Source organism: Actinomadura pelletieri DSM 43383 (assembly GCF_003634705.1).
GTDB classification, from domain to species: Bacteria; Actinomycetota; Actinomycetes; order Streptosporangiales; family Streptosporangiaceae; genus Spirillospora; species Spirillospora pelletieri.
The window spans coordinates 771,067-789,741 of record NZ_RBWU01000003.1 but is presented as its reverse complement, the minus strand read 5'-3'; the positions used below and the strand labels follow the sequence as shown (position 1 = coordinate 789,741).

Genomic DNA, 18,675 nt, shown 5'->3' with positions numbered 1-18,675 from the left:
TGAGCGACACGTGACCCTGCCGGCGAGGGCGCAGGAGCCCGGCACCACCACCACGATCCACACCGACGGAGCCGGCGCGGTGCGCCGCACCATCCTGCCCGGCGGACTGCGGATCATCACCGAGACGATGCCGACCGTCCGGTCCGCCGCGTTCGGCATCTGGTCCGCGGTCGGCTCCCGCGACGAGGCCCCCGCCGACGCCGGTGCCAGCCACTACCTCGAACACGTGCTCTTCAAGGGCACGAAACGGCGATCCGCCCTGGAGATCTCCGCGGCGATCGACGCGGTCGGCGGCGACCTCAACGCGTTCACCGCGAAGGAGTACACCTGCTACTACGCGCGGGTCCTTGACGCCGACCTGCCGCTCGCCGTGGACGTCGTCTCCGACATGGTCGCCGCGTCGGTGAACCGTCCCGAGGACGTCGAGGCCGAACGCGGCGTGATCCTCGAAGAGATCCACATGCGCGACGACGACCCCGGCGACCTGATCCACGACGAGTTCGCCACCGCCCTGTACGGCGACACCCCCCTCGGACGTCCCATCCTCGGCACCGAGGACTCCATCAACGCGCTGTCCCGGGACCGCATCCACGGCTACTACCTCCGGCACTACGTCCCGTCCAACCTGGTGGTGTCGGTGGCGGGCAACATCGACCACGACGAGGTCGTCGGCCTGGTGACCCGCGCCTTCGAACCGCACCTCACCGGCGACGCCGAACCCGCCCCGCCCCGCCTCGACGGAACCGCCGTCCCGATCGACCCCCGCCGCGTCGTGATCGAGAAGGACACCGAACAGGCCCACATCATCCTCGGCGGCGCCGGCGTCTCCCGCACCGACGACCGCCGCTTCGCCCTCGGCGTCCTGAACGCGGCACTCGGCGGCGGCATGTCGTCCCGCCTCTTCCAGGAGATCCGCGAGAAGCGCGGCCTGGCGTACTCGGTGTACAGCTACACCGCCCAGTACGCCGACTCCGGCATCTTCGGCGTCTACGCGGGCTGCCAGCCCGCCAAGGCCGAGGAGGTCCTCTCCATCTGCCGCGACGAACTCGACAAGGCCGTCACCACCGGCCTCACCGCCGAAGAACTGGAACGCGGAAAGGGCCAACTCCGCGGCGCGATGGTCCTCGGCCTGGAGGACACCGGCTCCCGCATGAGCCGCATCGGCAAGAGCGAACTGGTCTACGAGTCCCTCCTACCCGTAGACGAGGTTCTGGCCCGCATCGAGTCAGTCACCCTCGACGACGTCCGCACAGTCGCCCAGGAAATCCTCACCACCCCCCAAGCCCTCACAGTCATAGGGCCGGTGTCTATTTAATTTTTCTCCTCCTTCGGCCCTAGCGGGCCTCCATCGTCGAAAAATTGATGCGATCGCTGGCATCGCTCCGGCTCGCCTTACGGCTCGCTGCGCGATCAGGTTCTCGCAAGCTCGAACCTGCCTTCGGACGCGATCGCAGGGGTTGGGGTAGTTGCGGGGTTGCGGAGGCGGGCTGGGGTCGCTGTGTTTATTGCAGTGCACTCCTCCTTCGGGCCCGGGGGGCCCTCCATCGTCGTGAACTGCGGGCGATCGCTGGCATCGCTTCGGCTCGCCTGGCGGCTCGCTGCGCGATCAGGTTCTCGCTTCGCTTGAACCTGCCTTCGGACGCGATCGCAGGGGTTGGGGTAGTTGCGGGGTTGCGGAGGCGGGCTGGGGTCGCTGTGTTTATTGCAGTGCACTCCTCCTTCGGGCCCGGGGGGCCCTCCATCGTCGTGAACTGCGGGCGATCGCTGGCATCGCTTCGGCTCGCCTGGCGGCTCGCTGCGCGATCAGGTTCTCGCTTCGCTTGAACCTGCCTTCGGACGCGATCGCAGGGGTTGGGGTAGTTGCGGGGTTGCGGAGGCGGGCTGGGGTCGCTGTGTTTATTGCAGTGCACTCCTCCTTCGGGCCTGGCGGCCCTCCATCGTCGTGGACTGCGTGTGATCGCTGGCATCGCTTCGGCTCGCCTTGCGGCTCGCTGCGCGATCAGGTTCTCGCAGGCTCGAACCTGCCTTCGGACGCGATCACAACGGCTGGGGTTGTTGCGGGTTGCGGTGACGGGCTGAGGTCGGCGCCTCCCTGGTGTCACCAACTTGCCCATCTGTGCTCACTGCCGGTCTGAGGGCCTTCGTCGTTGCGCGCTCAGGTTTTGCGTCGGCTCGTTGGCCCGTCAGGTTCTTGGGGCGGGTTTCAGTCTCTGGGTGGGAGTCCTTGGCGACCATGGCGGGGACGTGCGGCTTGCTAAGCGGACTGGGGTCCGTTAATCTTCCTTCATCGGCAAGTGGACCTTGGTCCGTATTCTTGGAGGGGTATTCGTGTCTCGTCTGCTGCATGTTTCTGCTTCGCCGCGGGGGATCGCGTCGGAGTCGTTGGCGCTCGCCGGGGTGTTCGTGGACGCCTACCGCGACGTTCATGGCGATGTCGTCGACCACTACGACCTGTGGGACGGCACGCTCCCCGAGTTCGGGCCCGCGGCGGCGGGGGCCAAGATGGCCGTCTTCGCGGGGAACGAGCTGTCCGGTGAGCAGGCCGCCGCCTGGGAGGCCCTTCGCAGGGTCTTCGAGCGCTTCGACTCCTATGACCGTTACCTGTTCAGCGTTCCCATGTGGAACACGAGCGTTCCGTACATCCTGAAGCAGTTCGTCGATGTGGTGTCCCAGCCGGGGTGGGTGTTCACCTTCGATCCCGAGAAGGGCTACAGCGGTCTGTTGAGCGGCAAGAAGGCCGCCGTCGTCTACACCAGTGCCGTCTACGGAGAGGGGCGGCCGCCCGCGTTCGGGGCCGACCATCAGGCGCCGTTCCTGGACGGGTGGCTGCGCTGGGCCGGGATCGACGACATCAGCACCGTCACGTTCCGCCCGAACCTGGCGACCGCCGACGCCGAGGCCGGGCGCCGGGCCGCCCACGCCGAGGCGCGAGAGCTCGGCAAGCGTTTCTGAGCGATAGGCTCGGCGGGACGCCAACCGGGAGGAACACACGTGATCAAGGTCGGGGTGCTGGGCGCGCGGGGCCGGATGGGCATCGAGGTGTGCCGTGCCGTGGAGGGGGCCGACGACATGGAGCTCGTCGCCGCCGTCGACCAGGGTGACGCGCTCGACAAGCTGGCCGTCGCCGAGGTCGTCGTCGACTTCACTCACCCCGGCGTCGTCATGGACAACCTCAAGTGGTGCGTCGAGCACGGCCTGCACGCCGTCGTCGGTACCAGCGGGTTCGATCCGTCGCGGGTCGACACGGTCCGGTCCTGGCTGACCGACGACTCGGCGGGCAATGTCATCATCGCCCCCAACTTCGGCATCGGCGCGGTGCTGATGATGCACTTCGCGCAGAAGGCGGCGCCGTTCTTCGAGTCCGTCGAGATCGTCGAGACGCACCATCCGAACAAGGCCGACGCCCCGTCCGGCACCGCCTACCGCACCGCCGAACTCGTCGCCGCCGCCCGTGCCGAGGCCGGGGTGGCACCGTCCCCGGACGCCACCACGTCCGAGATCGCCGGCGCGCGCGGCGCCGACGTGGACGGGGTCCGCGTCCACGCGGTCCGCATGTCCGGTGCCGTCGCCCATCAGGAGGTCGTTCTCGGCGGGCACGGTGAGTTGTTCACCATCCGGCACGACTCGATGAACCGCGAGTCGTTCATGCCGGGCGTCCTTCTCGCCGTCCGCAAGGTCGGGGAGCTCGACCGCCTCACCCTGGGAATCGAGACCCTGCTCGGGCTGTGACCCCGGTCAGTCGAGGACGCTGAGGTCGAGGTCGGCCAGACGGTCGGGGTCGGCGAGGATGTCGATGGCGGCCACCCTGCCGTTCACGATCACGAAGGACAGCACGGACGTCGTCCGTCCGTTGATGGACCCGATCATCCCGGCCGTGCCGTTGACCAGCGCGGGCCGCGACTCGCCGCCCACCCGGCGGAACAGGAGGGCCTGACCGGCGACGGCCTCCGCGCCGCGGACGACCTTCCGGCCGCCGGCCCCGAGGTCGGCGCGCAGCACCACGTCGGGATCCAGGACGGCGAGGAGGGCCTGGAAGTCGCCGCCGCGCGCCGCCGCCTGGAACGCGTCGACGACCTCGCGCTGGCGGGCCCGGTCGCGTTCGGGATCGGGCGCGGCGCCCCGCACGCGGCGGCGGGCCCGGCTGGCGAGCTGCCGCGCCGCGGCCGGGGTCCGTCCGACGATGGGGGCGATGTCCTCGAACGGTATGGCGAAGGTGTCGTGCAGAACGAACGCGAGCCGCTCGGCGGGAGTAAGGGACTCCAGGACCACCAACAGCGCGAGGCCGACCGAATCGGCCATGAGCGCCTCGTGCTCGGGGTCGACACCGGACGCCGGGCCGATGATCGGGTCCGGGAGGCGTTCCTCCAGGGGTTCCTCGCGGCGTGCGGTACGGGAGCGGAGCATGTCCAGGCAGAGGCGGCCCACGACCGTGGTCAGCCAGCCGCCCAGGTTGTCGATACCGTCCGCGTCGGAGCGGTTGAGCCTCAGCCACGCCTCCTGGACGGCGTCCTCCGCCTCACTGAGTGAGCCGAGCATCCGGTAGGCCACCGCCTTGAGGTGCACCCGGTGCTTCTCGAACTCGTCCGCCAGGAACTCGCGCTGCTCCATCACATCCCCCTCGCCGGTCACGTCACAGCACTGACGGATCGCACGGAGGGGATGTGACAGGGCCCGGAGAAGTCCTCAGCTCCGCTGCCACGGCTCCCATTCGTCCGTGGCAATCCCCAGACCGAACGGCTCGGGAAGTTTGATGGGCTCCCCGAAATCCCAGCTCACGGCCTGTCGATACTCGCCGTCGCCGGTTCGGGGTTCGGCGAACAGCGTTGTTCGCGCCTCCCGCGGGTCGCGATCGACCAGCAGGTAGTACGGGACGCCCACACGGGCGTACCCGATCCATTTCGTGAGAGCGGGATGGCGGCGACGAGGTTCCCGGTCAACGAACGCGTTGTTCGGCGAGGTGACTTCGACGACGAGTTCCAGCGACCGGGGAGGCAGCTTCTTGAGCTGCGCAGTCCGTGCTTGCTTGTCGTTCTCCACGCTCAGCACGCACAGGTCGGGAATGTAGCCATCGTGAATGTCGCTCAGCTTCACGTCCTGGGTGGTGATGCAGCGCCATGGGAACGAGGGGTCCGTCAGTTCCGCGGCGAAGAATCGCTGCTGGATGCTGCGGATGACGGCGTTGTGGCCATAGTCAGGCCCTGGTGACACGATCATCTCCCCACCGATGATTTCGACACGAGTGCCGTCGTGGGGGAGTTCCAGTGCATCGGCGAGTTCGTCCCGCATCCAAAGGTTGTAGGGGGTGTCGGGGAGCTCGTGATAGCGGTGGGCAGCGGCAACAATGCTCACTTTGGGTGATTCCTCCATCACGTTCGGCTCCCGGCATCGTAGAGGACCGTGTGTAGTCAGCGTACCCGGATTCGGTGATCGGCTCTGGTGAGCCTTACTGGGGGGAGGTGGGGGTGGCGAAGCCGTACTTGTTGAGTAGCTTCTGGGCGGCCGGGGTCACCAGCCATGAGACGAACGCGCTCGCGGTCTCTTTGTGGTCGCTGTCTCCGATGGCGGCGGCGGGGAAGGTGACGGTGACGTTCTGGTCCGCCGGGATGGGGACGCTGCTCACGGCGACCCCCGCCGAGCGCAGGTCGGTGACGTAGACGAGTCCGGCGTCCGCCTCGCCGGAGCGGACGCGGTCCAGGACGGCGCGGGCGCTGATCTCCTGGGAGTTCCACCGGACGGTCAGTCCCGCCTTGGCGAGAGCCTGGCGGGTGTAGCGGCCCACGGGGACGGTGTCGGCGCCGACCGCGACGCGCAGCCGGGGGCGTGTGAGGTCGTCCAGGCCGCGGAGGCGGTGCGGGTTGCCGGTTGCGACGGCGATGGTCAGGGACGTGTGCGCGATGGTCCTGCGCCGTCCGGTGAGGGCGTCGTCGGAGTCGTTCAGGCTCACATGGTCGGCCGTCACCACCACGTCGCCGGGATGGTGGCCGGACAGCCGGGCGGCGATCCGGGGCGCGTCGCCGAACTCGAAGCGGAGCCTGACGTCGGGGTGTTTGTGGTGGTAGGCCGTGCCGATCTCGTCGAGCGCCTCGGTCAGCGACGAGGAGGCGAGGACGGTGAGCGTGGTCGGCCCGGACGAGCCGCCGCAGCCCGTGCCGACGGCGAGGACGGTGAGCGCGGTGAGCGGAACGGACGTGAGGAGCCGCCGCCGACGGGGGGAATCGGGCATATGGCTTCATCCTAGGGTCGGGAGGGTTTCGCTCCCGGATTTCCGCCCTGGCGTGTCAGTGCCGCGGGCTAGGGTGAGCCGCACTGGCGATCACGTCCTCGGAGGCCCGAAACCAATGTCCCTCGACCTGATGGAAATGCTGCCCGGCGGCTGGCGGGAGCGGCTCGATCCGCTGCTCGACCCGATCGCCACCGCCGCGCTGGGAGCGTTCGTCGCGGGGGAGTACGCGCAGCAGACCGTCTACCCGCCGCGCGAGGACCTCTTCAGCGCGTTCCGCCATTGCCCGTTCGACGGTGCGCGCGTCCTGATCCTCGGGCAGGACCCCTACCACGGGCCCGGCCAGGCGCACGGGCTCAGCTTCAGCGTGCGCGACGGGGTCCGGCTGCCTCCGTCGCTGCGCAACATCTACAAGGAACTGGCCACCGATCTCGACGTGCCGGTCGCGAAATCCGGCGACCTGACCCGGTGGGCGTCGCAGGGCGTCCTGCTGCTCAACGCGGTCCTGACCGTTCGGGCCGGTGAGGCGAACTCGCACGCCGGTAAGGGCTGGGAGGACTTCACCGACGCGGCGATCCGGGCGCTGAACGACAAGACCGAACGCGTGGTGTTCGTGCTGTGGGGCGCCTACGCCCGTAAGAAGGCGCGTCTCATCACCGGGCCGCAGCACACCGTGATCGAGTCGGCGCATCCGAGTCCGCTCAGCGCCAAGAAGTTCTTCGGGACGCGTCCGTTCAGCGCCGTGAACAAGGCACTGGTCGACGCCGGTCTCCCGGAGATCGACTGGGGGGCGGAGACGGCGGCGCCCTGAGTGTTCGCCTCCCCCTCGCGGGGGAGTGACGGCGTTCATTTCACCCGGCGGCGGGAAGATGGCGCGGGGCTCGCCGCGCCATCTTCTGGGCATGACCGTTTCAGTTCTCAACCGGTGGGCGTCGACCGCGCGCCGGGAGCCGGGGCGTCTTCGGCCGGCCGTGTGCGCGGTGACCGTCGCCGCCTGCGTCCCCTACCTCACGATCAAGCTCGCCTGGCTGTCCGGCAGCACGGTGGGCTGGAACGACGTGGAGGCGGCCAAGTCCTCCGCGCTCTATGTGGGCAACGCGATCACCATGGGCATGGACGCGGTGGCCGTGCTGGTCGCGCTGGCGTTCACCTTCCCCTGGGGGCGGCGGGTTCCGGCGTGGCTGGTGCTGACCCCGATCTGGATCGGCGCGGGGCTGCTCGCGCCGATCGGCCTGGCGGTCCCGATCGGTGTCACCGTGCAGACACTGTACTCCGACGAGCCGCTGACCCAGTCCGGGGCCGGTGACGAGCTACAGACCTGGGTGTACGGCGTCGTGTACACGGGGTTCACGGTGCAGGGGGTCGGGCTGCTCGTCGCCTTCCTCCTGTACGCGAGGGACCGGTGGCCGGACGTGTTCACCGTCCGCACCAGGGACGTCGCCCGGGGCGCGACACACGGGTTGCAGGTGCTCATGGCGCGTACGGCGGGAGTGTTCGCCGCCGTCTTCGCGGCCGTGCAGTTCTACTGGGCGCTCGGCGGGACGGCCGGAATCCGCGCCGAGGAACTCGCCCGTCGGGGGCCGGCCCACCAGACGATCGACGGCGTGACGGGCCTGATGGCGGTCGTGGGAGCGGTGGCGTTGCTGTTGATCGTCCAGCGCGGCCGCCGTCCGGCGCGGTTCGTGGGGCCGCTGGCGGGCGCCTGGATCGGGACGGGCGCCACGTTCACCTGGTCGCTGTACGAACTCATCACGGTGCTCAGCCGGCCTGAGTTCCTCGACTCGAGTTCGACGAGCGCGCTGAACCTGACGGTCCTGTGCGGGTTGCTCGCCGGGCTGCTCATGGGCGTCACCGGGGCCGTCCTGCTCGCCGAGCGGGGCGCGAACGCTCAGAGCGCCAGGCCCACCGCCAGCAGCGCGCCGTAGGCGACCTGCAACCGGCCGGTCTCGCCCAGCACGGGGATCAGGGCGGGACCGGTCGCGCCGCCCAGCACCTTCTGCGTCGGCGGCAGTGACAGCGGCGCCGCGAGCAGCGCGATCAGCGCCCACGGATGCGGGGCCCCCAGCGCCAGGACGACCATGAACGGCAGCGCGGTGCACGCCGCGTACAGGACACGGGTCCAGGGGTCGCCGAGCAGCACGGCGAGGGTCCGCTTTCCCGCCTCGCGGTCGGTGGGGATGTCACGCAGATTGTTGGCGGCGAGCAGCCCGCAGGCCAGCAGCCCGACCGGGACGGCGGCGGCCCACGCCTCCCACGGCAGGCCCTCCACCTGCACGTACGTCGTCCCGACGACGGCGACGAGGCCGAAGAAGACGAACACCGAGACCTCGCCGAGCGCCCGGTAGCCGTACGGGGTGCTCCCGCCCGTGTAGAACCAGGCCGCGAGGATCGCGGCCGCCCCGACGAGCAGCAGCCACCAGGTCGTCACGGCGGCGAGGACGAGCCCGGCGACGGCGGCGGCGAAGAAGCAGCCGAGCGCGGCGGCGAGGACCTGTCTCGGCGGCGCGACCTTCGACCCGACGAGACGGAGCGGGCCGACGCGGGCCTCGTCCGTGCCGCGAACTCCGTCGCTGTAGTCGTTGGAGTAGTTCACGCCGACCTGCAGGGCGACGGACACGAACCCGGCGAGCGCGGCGCGCCACCAGACGGCGCCGCCCTCGCCCACGGCGACACCGGTGCCGACGACGACGGGGACGAGGGACGCGGGCAGGGTGCGGGGCCGGGATCCGGCGACCCATTGGGAAAGCGTGGCCACGGTTACCGCTTGTTCTCCTGGGCTGACAGGGGCGTTGTCCCTCCGGATTCTGCCGTACGGCGATCACCGCCGGGACGCAGCCGCAACGTCATGGCGAGGCCGAGCGTGAGGATCGCGGCGGTGGCGAGCGCGGCGTGCCTGGTCGCCACGGCGAGGCTCGCGTCGGCGGCGCGCGCCTCGGCGGCGCGTGCGGGTGTGGCGTGCAGCTCGCGCCCGTAGGTCCCGGCGCTCTGACGCAGGTCGTGGACGATCGCGGCGCGCTCCTCGGGAGGCAGCGCGGAGCCGGAGATCCGGTCGGTCATGGCGTGTCCGAGGCTCGTCGCGAACACCGTCCCGACGGCGGCGATGCCGAGCGCGGCGCCGACCTGCCGGGCCGTGGACTGGGTGCCGGACGCCTGCCCGGCCCGCGCGTGCGGGACGTCCGCCAGCGACACGTTCGTCAGCTGCGCGGACGTCAGACCGAGACCGAACCCGTACAGCAGCATCCACGGCGCGAGCCCGAGCCCGCCCGTGGACGCCGACACGGTGAGGCCCAGCGCGATGACCGCGGCGACCTCCAGCACCATCCCGATCTGCACGACACGGTGGGCACCGTGCCGGTCGGCGAGCCTGCCCGCGTAGCCGCCGGAGAGGAACGCGCCCACGGCGAGCGGCAGGATCGCGACGCTGATCTGCAGGGGGGACGTACCGTGCACGCCGAGCAGGAACAGCGGCAGGACGAACAGGAGCCCGAGCTCTCCGACGTTGACGAGGGCCGACGCCAGGTTTCCCCGGCGGAAGTTCGGGATGCGGAACAGGTCGAGGTCGAGCATCACGGCCCGTCCGGCCGCCGCCCGCGACCGTTCGACGACGACCAGCGCAGCGAGCAGCAGGACGCCCAGCGCGAGGACGACAGGGACGGGCGAGAGCCCCGACTCCGGCCAGTCGAACCCGCCGAGCGAGAACGGACGCGTCACGGCCCACCAGCCGTAGCCGGGCCCCTCGATGATCCCGCAGACCAGCGCGCCGAGGCCGAGCGCGGCCAGCAGCCCGCCCGTCCAGTCGATGTCGCGCCGCGCGTTCGCGGGCAGGCCCTGGCGGGTCTCGGGCATCAACCGCAGCGCCCCGACGATCAACGCCGCGCCGAGCGGCAGGTTGATCGCGAAGGCCCAGCGCCAGCCGCCCCCGGCGGCCAGGGCACCGCCCGCGAGCGGGCCGAGCGCCGCCATGCCGCTGATCATCGAGCCCCAGATCCCGAACGCGACGGCGCGGTCCCGTCCGGTGAACACGGTGTGCACCGTCGACAACGTCGCGGGCAGGATCATCGACGCGCCGACGCCCTGGAGCGCCCGCGCGCCGATCAGCGCCGAACCGGCGCCCGCGAGCGCGGCGACGACGCTCGCCGCCGCGAACACGCCCACGCCGAGCACGAACATCCGGCGCCGTCCGAACAGGTCACCGGCGCGCCCGAACGGGATCAGCAGCGCGGCGAACACCAGCGCGTAGACCGAGGTGACCCATTCGGCGTCGGACGTCGTCAGGCCCAGTTCGGTGACGATCTGCGGCAGCAGCACCCCGACGATCGTCGCGTCCACCACGACCAGGGAGACGCCGAGGCTCATCACGACCATGGCGAGCCAGCGGCGGCGGCCTCCGGAGGCGGGTTCGGCCGCCGGGGCACGCGGCGGCGACAGGGAGGTGGACTCGGGCACGGACTCAAAGATATGGCCGGGACCGTAGTGGCCCTCACCGGCCCCTGCTCAACCGCTGATGTCGGTGTGCAGGCGGATCTGCCGGACGGGCTCGCCCATGTCGAGGGTCCGGGACGTGCCGTCCGGCGCCCATCCGGCGGAGCCGAGGAACGTCCGCGTCACCTCGTCGTCCTCGAACACCCAGGTGATCAGGGTGACGAAGCCGTCCTCGCGCAACAGGTCGGCGGTGGCGGCGAGCAGCCGGCTGCCGTGCCCGGCGCGGGCGTGCGCCGGGTCGACCAGCAACGTGATCAGTTCGGCGGTCCGCTCCGGGTCGAGGTCGGGGTCCTCGGCCGGTCCGTGCGCGGCGAACCCGACGACGAGGTCGGACGCCACCGCGACGAGCAGCCGGTGCCGCGGGCTCGGCGGCGCCGTCGCCGCGTCCGCCCACCTGTCCCGCCACACCTCCAGCGCGGCGGGCGCGGTCACCTCGGCGAGGACGTCCGCGGGCAGCAGATCGCGGTAGCCGTGCCGCCACGCCCGCACCTGGACGTCGGCGACCGCGGCGGCGTCCGCACGCCGCGCGGGCCGCACTCCGACATCGGCCATGACGTGGCACGTCCTCTCGTTCGGGGATCATCGCCCACCCTAGAGCCCGCGGCGCTGCGGGCCGGCGGCGGGCACGGTCAGGCTCTGCGCCGGGCCCGGTAGGCGCGCGTCTTGGTGCGGTTGCCGCAGACCCTCATCGAACACCAGGCCCGGGACCGGTTCTTGGACGTGTCCAGGAACGCCCACCGGCAGGTGTCCTCCTGGCAGACCTTCAGCCGCGGCCACGTCCCGGCGGCGACCGTGTCCATGATCGCGGCGGTGAGTCGGGCCAGCGCGGCGGCGGACGTCGCGGGCGGATCGAGGGGAACGAGCCCGGGAGACCCTCCGGAGAGGGTGAGCCGCAGCGGCAGCGCGGCCAGGGCGTCCTCCAGATCGTCGGGAAGGTCGGCCGGAAGGTCGGCGGGGCGCGGCGCGTGGTGGGCGGTCCACGCCGCGCGCAGGCCCTCCCGGAGCGTGATCGCGGTGGCCAGGTCGAGGTCGGTGGCCGTCGCGCCGGCCGGGGCGAGACGGCGCCCGGCGAGCCATCCGGCGAGCGCGGCGGGGGTCGCGAGCTCGTCCGCGCCCTCCTCGACGTTGAGCGTGTTGACGAAGTCCCTCAGCAGCAGCGCGGGGTCGTCCCGAGCGTCGGCCATCACCCCTCCCGCCTGTTCGCGATCTCAGCCTAGTCGTGACCGCAGGACGGCGCCGAGACGCCGGACGCCCTCCACAAGCTCCGCCTCCGACGCCGCCGTCCCGTAGCTGATCCGCAGGTGCGGGGCGGGGGCCTCGGCGGGGAAGAACGGCCGTCCGGCGCTGACCAGGACACCGGCGCGCAGGGCGGCCTCGGTGAGGGCGGTGTCGTCGACGCCGTCCGGCAGGCGCGCCCACAGGTGCAGCCCGCCGCCCGGCCGGTTCACCCGCAGCTCGGGCAGCTCCCGGGCGAGGGCGGTGAGCAGCGCGTCCCGGCGCGAGCGCAGGGCCGCGCGGACGGCGCGCAGATGCCGTGGCCACCCGGGCGAGCTGACCAGCTCCAGCAGCGTCTCCTGCAACGGCCTGGCCGGGAAGAACTCCTCGACGAGCTGGGTCGCGCGGATCCGCTCGGCGACCGGGCCGCGGGCGGTCACCGCCGCGACGCGCAGGCTCGGCGCCGTGGCCTTCGTCAGGGACGCGATGTGCACGACGCGCCCGTCGGTGTCCCGCGCGACCAGCGGCGGCGGGGGCGGGGTGATCCCGAGGTGCCGCGCGAAGTCGTCCTCGATCACGAAGGCGCCCGCCGCGCGCGCGATGTCGAGGACCCGCGCGCGCCGTTCCTCGCCCAGCACGGTCCCGGTCGGGTTGTGGAACGCGGGCTGGCAGTAGAAGACCCGGGCCCCGCTCATCGCGAACGCCTCGGCCAGCAGGTCGGGCCGGACCCCGTCCTGGTCCACCGGGACGGGCACCGGATGCAGCCCGCTCGCCCGCGCGATGGCGAGGACGCCCAGGTACGTCGGCGACTCGACCAGCAGCGGCGCGCCCGGCGGGAGCAGCGCCCGCAGGACGGTCGTCAGCGACTGCTGCCCGCCGTTGGTGATCACCACGTCGGCGGGGGAGACCGCGCCGCCGACCGTGCGGGCCACCCAGGCGCGCAACTCCGGCATCCCGCCGAGCCTGGGCATCTCCCAGGCGTCCGGGCGCCGCGCCGCCCGCGCCGCCGCCGTGGCGAGCGCCCGCGTCGGCTGCAGCGTCGGATGCAGGTAGCCGCCGCTCAGCGCGACCACGCCTTCCGGCGGCGGGGTGAGCAGCCACGACACCCCGGCCGAGTCGACGGACCTGTCGCCGAGCGTCACGGCCTGCCAGCCGAAGTCGGCCGGTTCGGTGACGGTCTCGCGGCGCCCCACGGCGAACGCGCCGCTGCCGGGCCGTGTCACCACCAGGCCCTCGGCGGCCAGCAGGGCCAGCGCCCGCGACACCGTCGCCGGGCCGACCCGGTGCCGCTCGACCAGGCTCCGGCTCGACGGCAGCCGCTCACCGGGGCTCATCCGGCGGACGTCGGCACGCAGCGCGTCGGCAAGCGCGATCGCACTGCTATCGTGTTTCATGAGAGACCACAGTAGCGCTACTGTTCCCGAGCCGATAGCGGTCGCCGGTCTCGGATCGGGCCTCTGGCTCGCCGGAATCGGTGTCCTGATCTTCTCCTTCACCCTTCCCAGCACGGTCTTCGGGCTGGAGGGCCTCGACCCCTACCTCATCGGCGTCGGCCGCGCCGCCGCCGCGAGCGTTCTGGCCGCCATCGCACTGCTATCGGTGCGGGCCCGTCCACCGCGTCGCGACCAGCTTCCGGCGTTCGCGGTCGCCGTGGTCGGTGTCGTGTTCGGTTTCCCGGTCCTCAGCACGCTCGCGCTCGACCACGGCGCGTCCTCCTCCCACTCCGCCGTCGTGGTCGGGCTGCTGCCCGCCGCCACCGCTGTGTTCGGCGCCGTCCGCGCCGGGGAGCGGCCGTCCCGCGCGTTCTGGCTCGCGGGCGCGGCGGGCGCCGTCTGTGTCACCGGCTTCGCGCTCCTGCGCGGCGCGGGCCACCTCACGCCCGCCGACCTGCTGCTGTTCGGCGCGCTCCTCGCCGCGGCGGCCGGCTACACCGAGGGCGCGCGGCTGACCCGCGACATGCCGGGCTGGCGCGTCATCTCCTGGGCGCTCGTGCTGGCCACGCCCGTCACCGTCCCGGTCACCGTGTGGCTGCTCGCCACGACCGGGCCCGACTGGACGGGACGCGCCGTCCTCGGCTTCGGCTACGTCTCCGCCTTCTCCGCCTACATCGGCTTCTTCGCCTGGTACGAGGGCCTGGCACGGGCCGGGATCGCGCGGGCCAGCCAGCTCCAGCTCGGCCAGCCGCTGCTGACCCTGGTCTGGTCGGGGATCCTCCTCTTCGAACGGATCGACGCCACCACCGCGCTCGCGGCCGTCGCGGTGCTGGTCTGCGTGGCCCTGACCCAGCGCGCCCGCGTCCGGCAGGCCCCGGGCCCGGTGCCCGCGTCCGTGTCTCCGTCCCCGGCTCCGTCTCCGTCCCCGGCTCCGTCTCCGTCCCCGGCTCCGTCTCCGTCCCCGGCTCCGTCTCCGTCCCCGGCTCCGTCTCCGTTCCCGGATCCGTCTCCGTCGAAGGCGCCCGAGGTCAGTCCCGGACGATCTGGGCGAGGAGCGTGACGACCCCGACGCCCACCCCGATCGGAATCGCCGCCCGCGGGGCCAGGGCGGCGAGGACGGCGGCGCCGACCGCCGTCAGGATGATCACAAGGGCACGGGTGCTGATCAGCGGTCGTGGTTCGGCCTGATCCGGTCGTACTCGCATGTCGGTTCGACCTCCATCCCGATGGACGGTTGGACCTCTGTCATCACAGGGTTCCCCCGATGTCAACCGTCGTGGCGCGCGGCGCGCGATCACATCCCAATCATGATCGTTCCATGGGCGGCGGAAGGGCCGGGCGAGGGCCGAACACGGTGCGACGCGTCCGCTTCGCCCGTTCGATCCGGGATCATTGCGGGATGGCGAAGAGCGGGCGGGTTCGTGGGATGCCGGGCAGAATCCTGCGCTGGACGGGCTGGACCGTGGCCTACGTGCTCGGGCTCGTCGCGCTCGCGTTCGCCGGGGCGTGGGTGTGGTGGCAGCAGGAGCCGGAGGCGCGCGGCACCGAGGTGAACGCCCTGTGGGCCCGGCACCAGTGGGTGGGCGAGCCGCACACCGACGCCGAGTACCGCGAACTCGGGGAACGGCTACGCCGCAACCGCATCACCGACGTGTACTTCCACACCGGGCCGTTCGAGGCCGACGGGACGGTGCCACCGCACAAGTACCGCTACGCGCGGCAGTTGATCGAGGCCGTCCGCAGGTACGCGCCCGGCGTGCGCGCCCAGGCGTATCTCGGACAGATCCGGATCGTGGACGGCGACGGCGTCATCGAACTGGACGACCCGAAGGTCCGCGCGCGGGTGCTCAAGACCGACGCGGCCTTCCTCGACCTCGGGTTCGACGGCATCCACTACGACTTCGAACCGATCTACCCCGACGACGCCGCGTTCATGACGCTCATGCGGCAGACCCGCGAGCTCACCCGGTCCCGGGGACGGCTGCTGTCGGTGGCGCTGGAGCAGGCGACGCTGGTGGAGACCGCCCAACCCGTCTACAAGGCCCTGCTGCCGCGCGGCGGCAGGTACCACGAGCCGCCGCGTCCGAACGGCGACTTTCTGCGCGCCGTCGCGGACCTCGCCGACCAGGTCGCGATCATGACCTATGACACGGCGCTGCCGACCGAAGCGCTGGCCGGATGGCACTTCGCCCGGCACACCCGCACGACGCTGGAGCTCATCGGCGACCGCACGACCGTCTTCATCGGCGTCCCCACGTACCGTCCCCTGGTGCACTGGGCCGAGGATCTGGACGTCGCGCTGCGCGGCGTCAGACGCGGCATCGACGATCTGGAACGCCCGCCGAAACGTCCCTACGGCGTCGGCGTGTACGCGGACTGGACCACCGGGCCGGACGAATGGGCGCGCTATCGCGCCGCCTGGCTCCCCCGAACCGCCGCGTCCGGTGCACGAACATGACCAATGGGTCACGTTATCCAACCGAGTCCGGGAAGTGGCCGGACTGACCCCGTAACGCCCCATTTGCGTGCGACGATGTGGAGATGGAGCCGTCGCCACGCGTACCCCCGAGCGTGTGGCGGCGGCTTCCTCCACACATTCCTTCGCCCGCGCGCCGGCGCGGCGCCCGTTTCGGGTGAAGGTCACTGGGACCTGCGGGTCCACCTGACACGGCCGGAACGGTACCGTTCGATGCATGGCACCCAGCACAACACCTGACGCTCCGTTCGGGCGGATGCTGACCGCTATGGTCACCCCGTTCCTGCCGGACGGCGGCGTCGACTATGACGGCGCCGCGCGCCTCGCGACCCATCTGGTCGACGAGCGGCGCCACGACGGCCTCGTCGTCAACGGGACCACGGGCGAGTCGCCGACCACGAGCGACGACGAGAAACAGCAGCTTCTGCGCGCGGTCATCGAGGCGGTCGGCGACCGCGCCGTGGTCGTCGCCGGTGCCGGAACCAACCACACGGAGCACACCCTGAAACTCGCGCGGCAGGCCGAGGCCGCGGGCGCGGACGGACTGCTGGTGGTCACGCCGTACTACAACAAACCTCCGCAGGAAGGCCTCATCCGCCACTTCACCGCGGTGGCCGACGCGACGGACCTGCCGGCCATGCTGTACGACATCCCGGGCCGCGCCGGGGTGCCGATCCAGAACGACACGCTCATCCAGCTCGCCGAACACCCGCGGATCATCGCCGTCAAGGACGCCAAGGGCGACCTGTTCGGCGCGTCCATGGTCATGGCGGAGACCGACCTCGTCTGGTACTCCGGTGACGACAACCTGAACCTGCCCTGGCTGTCGGTCGGCGCGGCCGGGTTCGTCAGCGTGATCGGACATGTCGTCGGCGTCGAACTGCATGAGATGATCGATGCGTATCGCGCCGGCGAGACCGCGCGTGCGCTGGACATCCACCGGCGACTGCTGCCCGTGGTCGCCGCCATCATGACCCGTACGCAGGGCGCCATCGCCGTCAAGGCAGCGCTGAACCTGCTCGGTCTCCCCGGAGGCGGCCCGCTCCGCGCGCCGCTCGTGGAGGCCACGCCCGAGTTCGCGGCGCGCCTGCGTGAAGACCTGACGATAGGGGGAGTCAAAGTGCCGGAGGTCGCGATCTCGGAGGGCGCCCGGTGAGTCATCCTCACCCGGAGCTCTCGGACCCGCCCGAGCCGCCCGAGGGGGGCCTGCGCATCGTCGCGCTCGGCGGGCTCGGGGAGATCGGTCGCAACATGACGGTGTTCGAGCACGGCGGTCGCCTGCTCGTCATCGACTGCGGCGTCCTGTTCCCCGAGACCGAGCAGCCCGGAATCGACCTGATACTGCCCGACTTCGAGTACATCAGGGATCGGCTCGACGACATCGAGGCCGTCATCCTCACCCACGGCCACGAGGACCACATCGGCGCCGTCCCGTACCTGCTGCGGGAGCGCCGCGACATCCCGCTGGTCGGCTCGAAACTGACGCTCGCGCTGCTGGAGGCCAAGCTCGCCGAGCACCGCATCAAACCCGTCACCGACATGGTCGTGGAGGGCGAGCGCCGGAGCTTCGGACCGTTCGACTGCGAGTTCCTCGCCGTCAACCACTCGATCCCCGACGCGCTCGCCGTCGCCGTCCGCACGTCCGCCGGGCTCGTCCTGCACACCGGCGACTTCAAGATGGACCAGCTTCCGCTGGACGGACGGCTCACCGACCTGCCCGGCTTCGCGCGGCTCGGCGCCGAGGGCGTCGACCTGCTGATGTCCGACTCGACCAACGCCGAGGTGCCCGGCTTCGTCACCAGCGAGCGCACCATCGGCCCGGTCGTGGACGAGGTGTTCCGCACCGCGCAGGAACGGCTCATCGTCGCCTGCTTCGCCTCGCACGTCCACCGCGTCCAGCAGGTCCTCGACGCCGCGGTCGCCAACGGCCGCAAGGTCTGCTTCGTCGGACGATCGATGGTCCGCAACATGGGCGTGGCGCGCGAACTCGGCTACCTCGACGTCCCCGACGGCATCATGGTCGACCAGAAGGAGCTGGACGACATCCCCGGCGACCGGCTGGTGCTGGTGTGCACCGGGTCGCAGGGCGAGCCGATGTCGGCGCTGTCGCGGATGGCGAACCGCGACCACTCCATCCGGATCACCGAACGCGACACCGTGATCCTGGCGTCCTCGCTGATCCCCGGCAACGAGAACGCGGTCAACCGCGTCATCAACGGCCTCACCCGGTGGGGCGCCCGCGTCGTGCACAAGGCCAACGCGCTCGTGCACGTGTCCGGGCACGCGCCCGCGGGCGAGCTGCTGTACGTGCTGAACGTGACGAAACCGGCCAACTTCGTGCCGATCCACGGCGAGTGGCGGCATCTGCGCGCCCACGCCAAGCTCGCCGCGCTGACCGGCGTCCCCGAGGAAGGCATCGTCATCGCCGAGGACGGCGTCGTCGTCGACCTCGTCGACGGCCGCGCCAAGATCGTCGGAGCGGTGCCCGCCGGATACGTGTACGTCGACGGCCTCTCGGTCGGGGAGGTCACCGAGACGTCGCTGAAGGACCGGCGCATCCTCGGCGAGGAGGGCTTCGTGTCCATCGTCGTCGGCATCGACTCCACGTCCGGCAAGGTCGTCGCCGGACCGGAGGTGCACGCCCGCGGCGCCGGCATCGTCAACGAGGACTTCGAAGAGGTCATCGAGCGGATCGAGGGCGTGCTGCGGGATGCCGCCGGCGACGGCGTCAACGACCTGCACCAGATCAGCCAGCTCATCCGCCGTACGGTCGGCAAGTGGGTGAGCGACAACTACCGCCGCCGCCCGATGATCGTTCCCGTGGTCGTCGAGGTGTAGCGGTCCACGGT

Annotated in this window: 18 protein-coding genes; 9 read left to right on the top strand and 9 right to left on the bottom strand. The window is 71.4% G+C overall.

The window, feature by feature from the left end; genetic code table 11:
* Window positions 1-10: 10 nt before the first annotated feature.
* From BZB76_RS16815 to dapB, 3 genes are all read left to right on the top strand, one after another.
* The gene (locus tag BZB76_RS16815) at window positions 11-1,315 is read left to right on the top strand and encodes a M16 family metallopeptidase (RefSeq protein WP_121435278.1); all 1,305 of its coding nucleotides are present in this window, start codon (window positions 11-13) and stop codon (window positions 1,313-1,315) included.
* 1,013 nt (window positions 1,316-2,328) lie between these two features.
* On the top strand, window positions 2,329-2,952 hold the full coding sequence (locus BZB76_RS16810) for an FMN-dependent NADH-azoreductase (protein ID WP_121435277.1): 624 nt from the start codon (window positions 2,329-2,331) through the stop codon (window positions 2,950-2,952).
* 39 nt (window positions 2,953-2,991) lie between these two features.
* Window positions 2,992-3,729 carry a 4-hydroxy-tetrahydrodipicolinate reductase gene (gene dapB / locus BZB76_RS16805; protein WP_121435276.1) on the top strand — a complete coding sequence of 246 codons (738 nt, stop codon included), beginning with the start codon at window positions 2,992-2,994 and terminating at the stop codon, window positions 3,727-3,729.
* A gap of 6 nt (window positions 3,730-3,735) precedes the next feature.
* On the opposite strand, the gene sigJ is transcribed toward dapB, so the two are convergent.
* The 3 genes from sigJ to modA all read right to left on the bottom strand — a co-directional run bounded on the left by sigJ (window position 3,736) and on the right by modA (window position 6,223).
* A complete protein-coding gene (gene sigJ / locus BZB76_RS16800; RefSeq protein ID WP_121435275.1) occupies window positions 3,736-4,608 on the bottom strand; it encodes an RNA polymerase sigma factor SigJ in 873 nt (290 codons plus the stop codon).
* Window positions 4,609-4,683: 75 nt separating this feature from the next.
* Window positions 4,684-5,367 (bottom strand): Uma2 family endonuclease, encoded by a 684-nt coding sequence (locus BZB76_RS16795; RefSeq protein ID WP_121435274.1) that lies wholly within the window; start codon window positions 5,365-5,367, stop codon window positions 4,684-4,686.
* A 76-nt stretch (window positions 5,368-5,443) separates the two neighbouring features.
* Window positions 5,444-6,223 carry a molybdate ABC transporter substrate-binding protein gene (modA, locus tag BZB76_RS16790; RefSeq protein WP_121435273.1) on the bottom strand — a complete coding sequence of 260 codons (780 nt, stop codon included), beginning with the start codon at window positions 6,221-6,223 and terminating at the stop codon, window positions 5,444-5,446.
* Window positions 6,224-6,338: 115 nt separating this feature from the next.
* Between modA and BZB76_RS16785 the strand changes: the two genes are divergently transcribed.
* Together BZB76_RS16785 and BZB76_RS16780 are read left to right on the top strand one after the other, a co-directional pair.
* Window positions 6,339-7,031: a uracil-DNA glycosylase gene (locus BZB76_RS16785; protein ID WP_121435272.1), complete on the top strand. Its 693-nt coding sequence runs from the start codon at window positions 6,339-6,341 to the stop codon at window positions 7,029-7,031.
* A 91-nt stretch (window positions 7,032-7,122) separates the two neighbouring features.
* Window positions 7,123-8,145, top strand: coding sequence for a hypothetical protein (locus BZB76_RS16780; protein ID WP_147449449.1), 1,023 nt, complete (start codon window positions 7,123-7,125; stop codon window positions 8,143-8,145).
* Here BZB76_RS16780 and BZB76_RS16775 read toward each other — a convergent pair.
* The 5 genes from BZB76_RS16775 to BZB76_RS16755 all read right to left on the bottom strand — a co-directional run bounded on the left by BZB76_RS16775 (window position 8,109) and on the right by BZB76_RS16755 (window position 13,311).
* Window positions 8,109-8,975, bottom strand: a complete 867-nt coding sequence (locus BZB76_RS16775) for a 1,4-dihydroxy-2-naphthoate polyprenyltransferase (protein WP_121435270.1) — start codon at window positions 8,973-8,975, stop codon at window positions 8,109-8,111. The genes BZB76_RS16780 and BZB76_RS16775 overlap by 37 nt on opposite strands.
* 2 nt (window positions 8,976-8,977) lie before the next feature.
* Window positions 8,978-10,666: an MFS transporter gene (locus BZB76_RS16770; RefSeq protein ID WP_246006991.1), complete on the bottom strand. Its 1,689-nt coding sequence runs from the start codon at window positions 10,664-10,666 to the stop codon at window positions 8,978-8,980.
* 48 nt (window positions 10,667-10,714) lie between these two features.
* A complete protein-coding gene (locus BZB76_RS16765; protein WP_121435268.1) occupies window positions 10,715-11,254 on the bottom strand; it encodes a GNAT family N-acetyltransferase in 540 nt (179 codons plus the stop codon).
* A gap of 77 nt (window positions 11,255-11,331) precedes the next feature.
* Entirely contained in the window at window positions 11,332-11,886 is a 555-nt protein-coding gene (locus BZB76_RS16760; protein ID WP_121435267.1) for a CGNR zinc finger domain-containing protein, read from the bottom strand.
* Between the two features lie 24 nt (window positions 11,887-11,910).
* Window positions 11,911-13,311: an aminotransferase-like domain-containing protein gene (locus BZB76_RS16755; protein WP_121435266.1), complete on the bottom strand. Its 1,401-nt coding sequence runs from the start codon at window positions 13,309-13,311 to the stop codon at window positions 11,911-11,913.
* Here BZB76_RS16755 and BZB76_RS16750 point away from each other — a divergent pair.
* On the top strand, window positions 13,310-14,410 hold the full coding sequence (locus tag BZB76_RS16750; RefSeq protein ID WP_121435265.1) for a DMT family transporter: 1,101 nt from the start codon (window positions 13,310-13,312) through the stop codon (window positions 14,408-14,410). The genes BZB76_RS16755 and BZB76_RS16750 overlap by 2 nt on opposite strands.
* Here BZB76_RS16750 and BZB76_RS34810 read toward each other — a convergent pair.
* Window positions 14,379-14,555 (bottom strand): hypothetical protein, encoded by a 177-nt coding sequence (locus BZB76_RS34810; protein WP_170180651.1) that lies wholly within the window; start codon window positions 14,553-14,555, stop codon window positions 14,379-14,381. The two genes, BZB76_RS16750 and BZB76_RS34810, sit on opposite strands and share 32 nt — an antisense overlap.
* A gap of 221 nt (window positions 14,556-14,776) precedes the next feature.
* On the opposite strand from BZB76_RS34810, the gene BZB76_RS16745 reads away from it, so the two are divergent.
* The 3 genes from BZB76_RS16745 to BZB76_RS16735 all read left to right on the top strand — a co-directional run bounded on the left by BZB76_RS16745 (window position 14,777) and on the right by BZB76_RS16735 (window position 18,664).
* Window positions 14,777-15,808 (top strand): glycoside hydrolase family 18 protein, encoded by a 1,032-nt coding sequence (locus tag BZB76_RS16745; protein WP_246006990.1) that lies wholly within the window; start codon window positions 14,777-14,779, stop codon window positions 15,806-15,808.
* A 235-nt stretch (window positions 15,809-16,043) separates the two neighbouring features.
* Window positions 16,044-16,982, top strand: a complete 939-nt coding sequence (gene dapA, locus BZB76_RS16740) for a 4-hydroxy-tetrahydrodipicolinate synthase (protein WP_121435264.1) — start codon at window positions 16,044-16,046, stop codon at window positions 16,980-16,982.
* Window positions 16,979-18,664 carry a ribonuclease J gene (locus BZB76_RS16735; RefSeq protein ID WP_121435263.1) on the top strand — a complete coding sequence of 562 codons (1,686 nt, stop codon included), beginning with the start codon at window positions 16,979-16,981 and terminating at the stop codon, window positions 18,662-18,664. The genes dapA and BZB76_RS16735 overlap by 4 nt, the downstream gene beginning before the upstream one ends.
* Window positions 18,665-18,675: the final 11 nt, after the last annotated feature.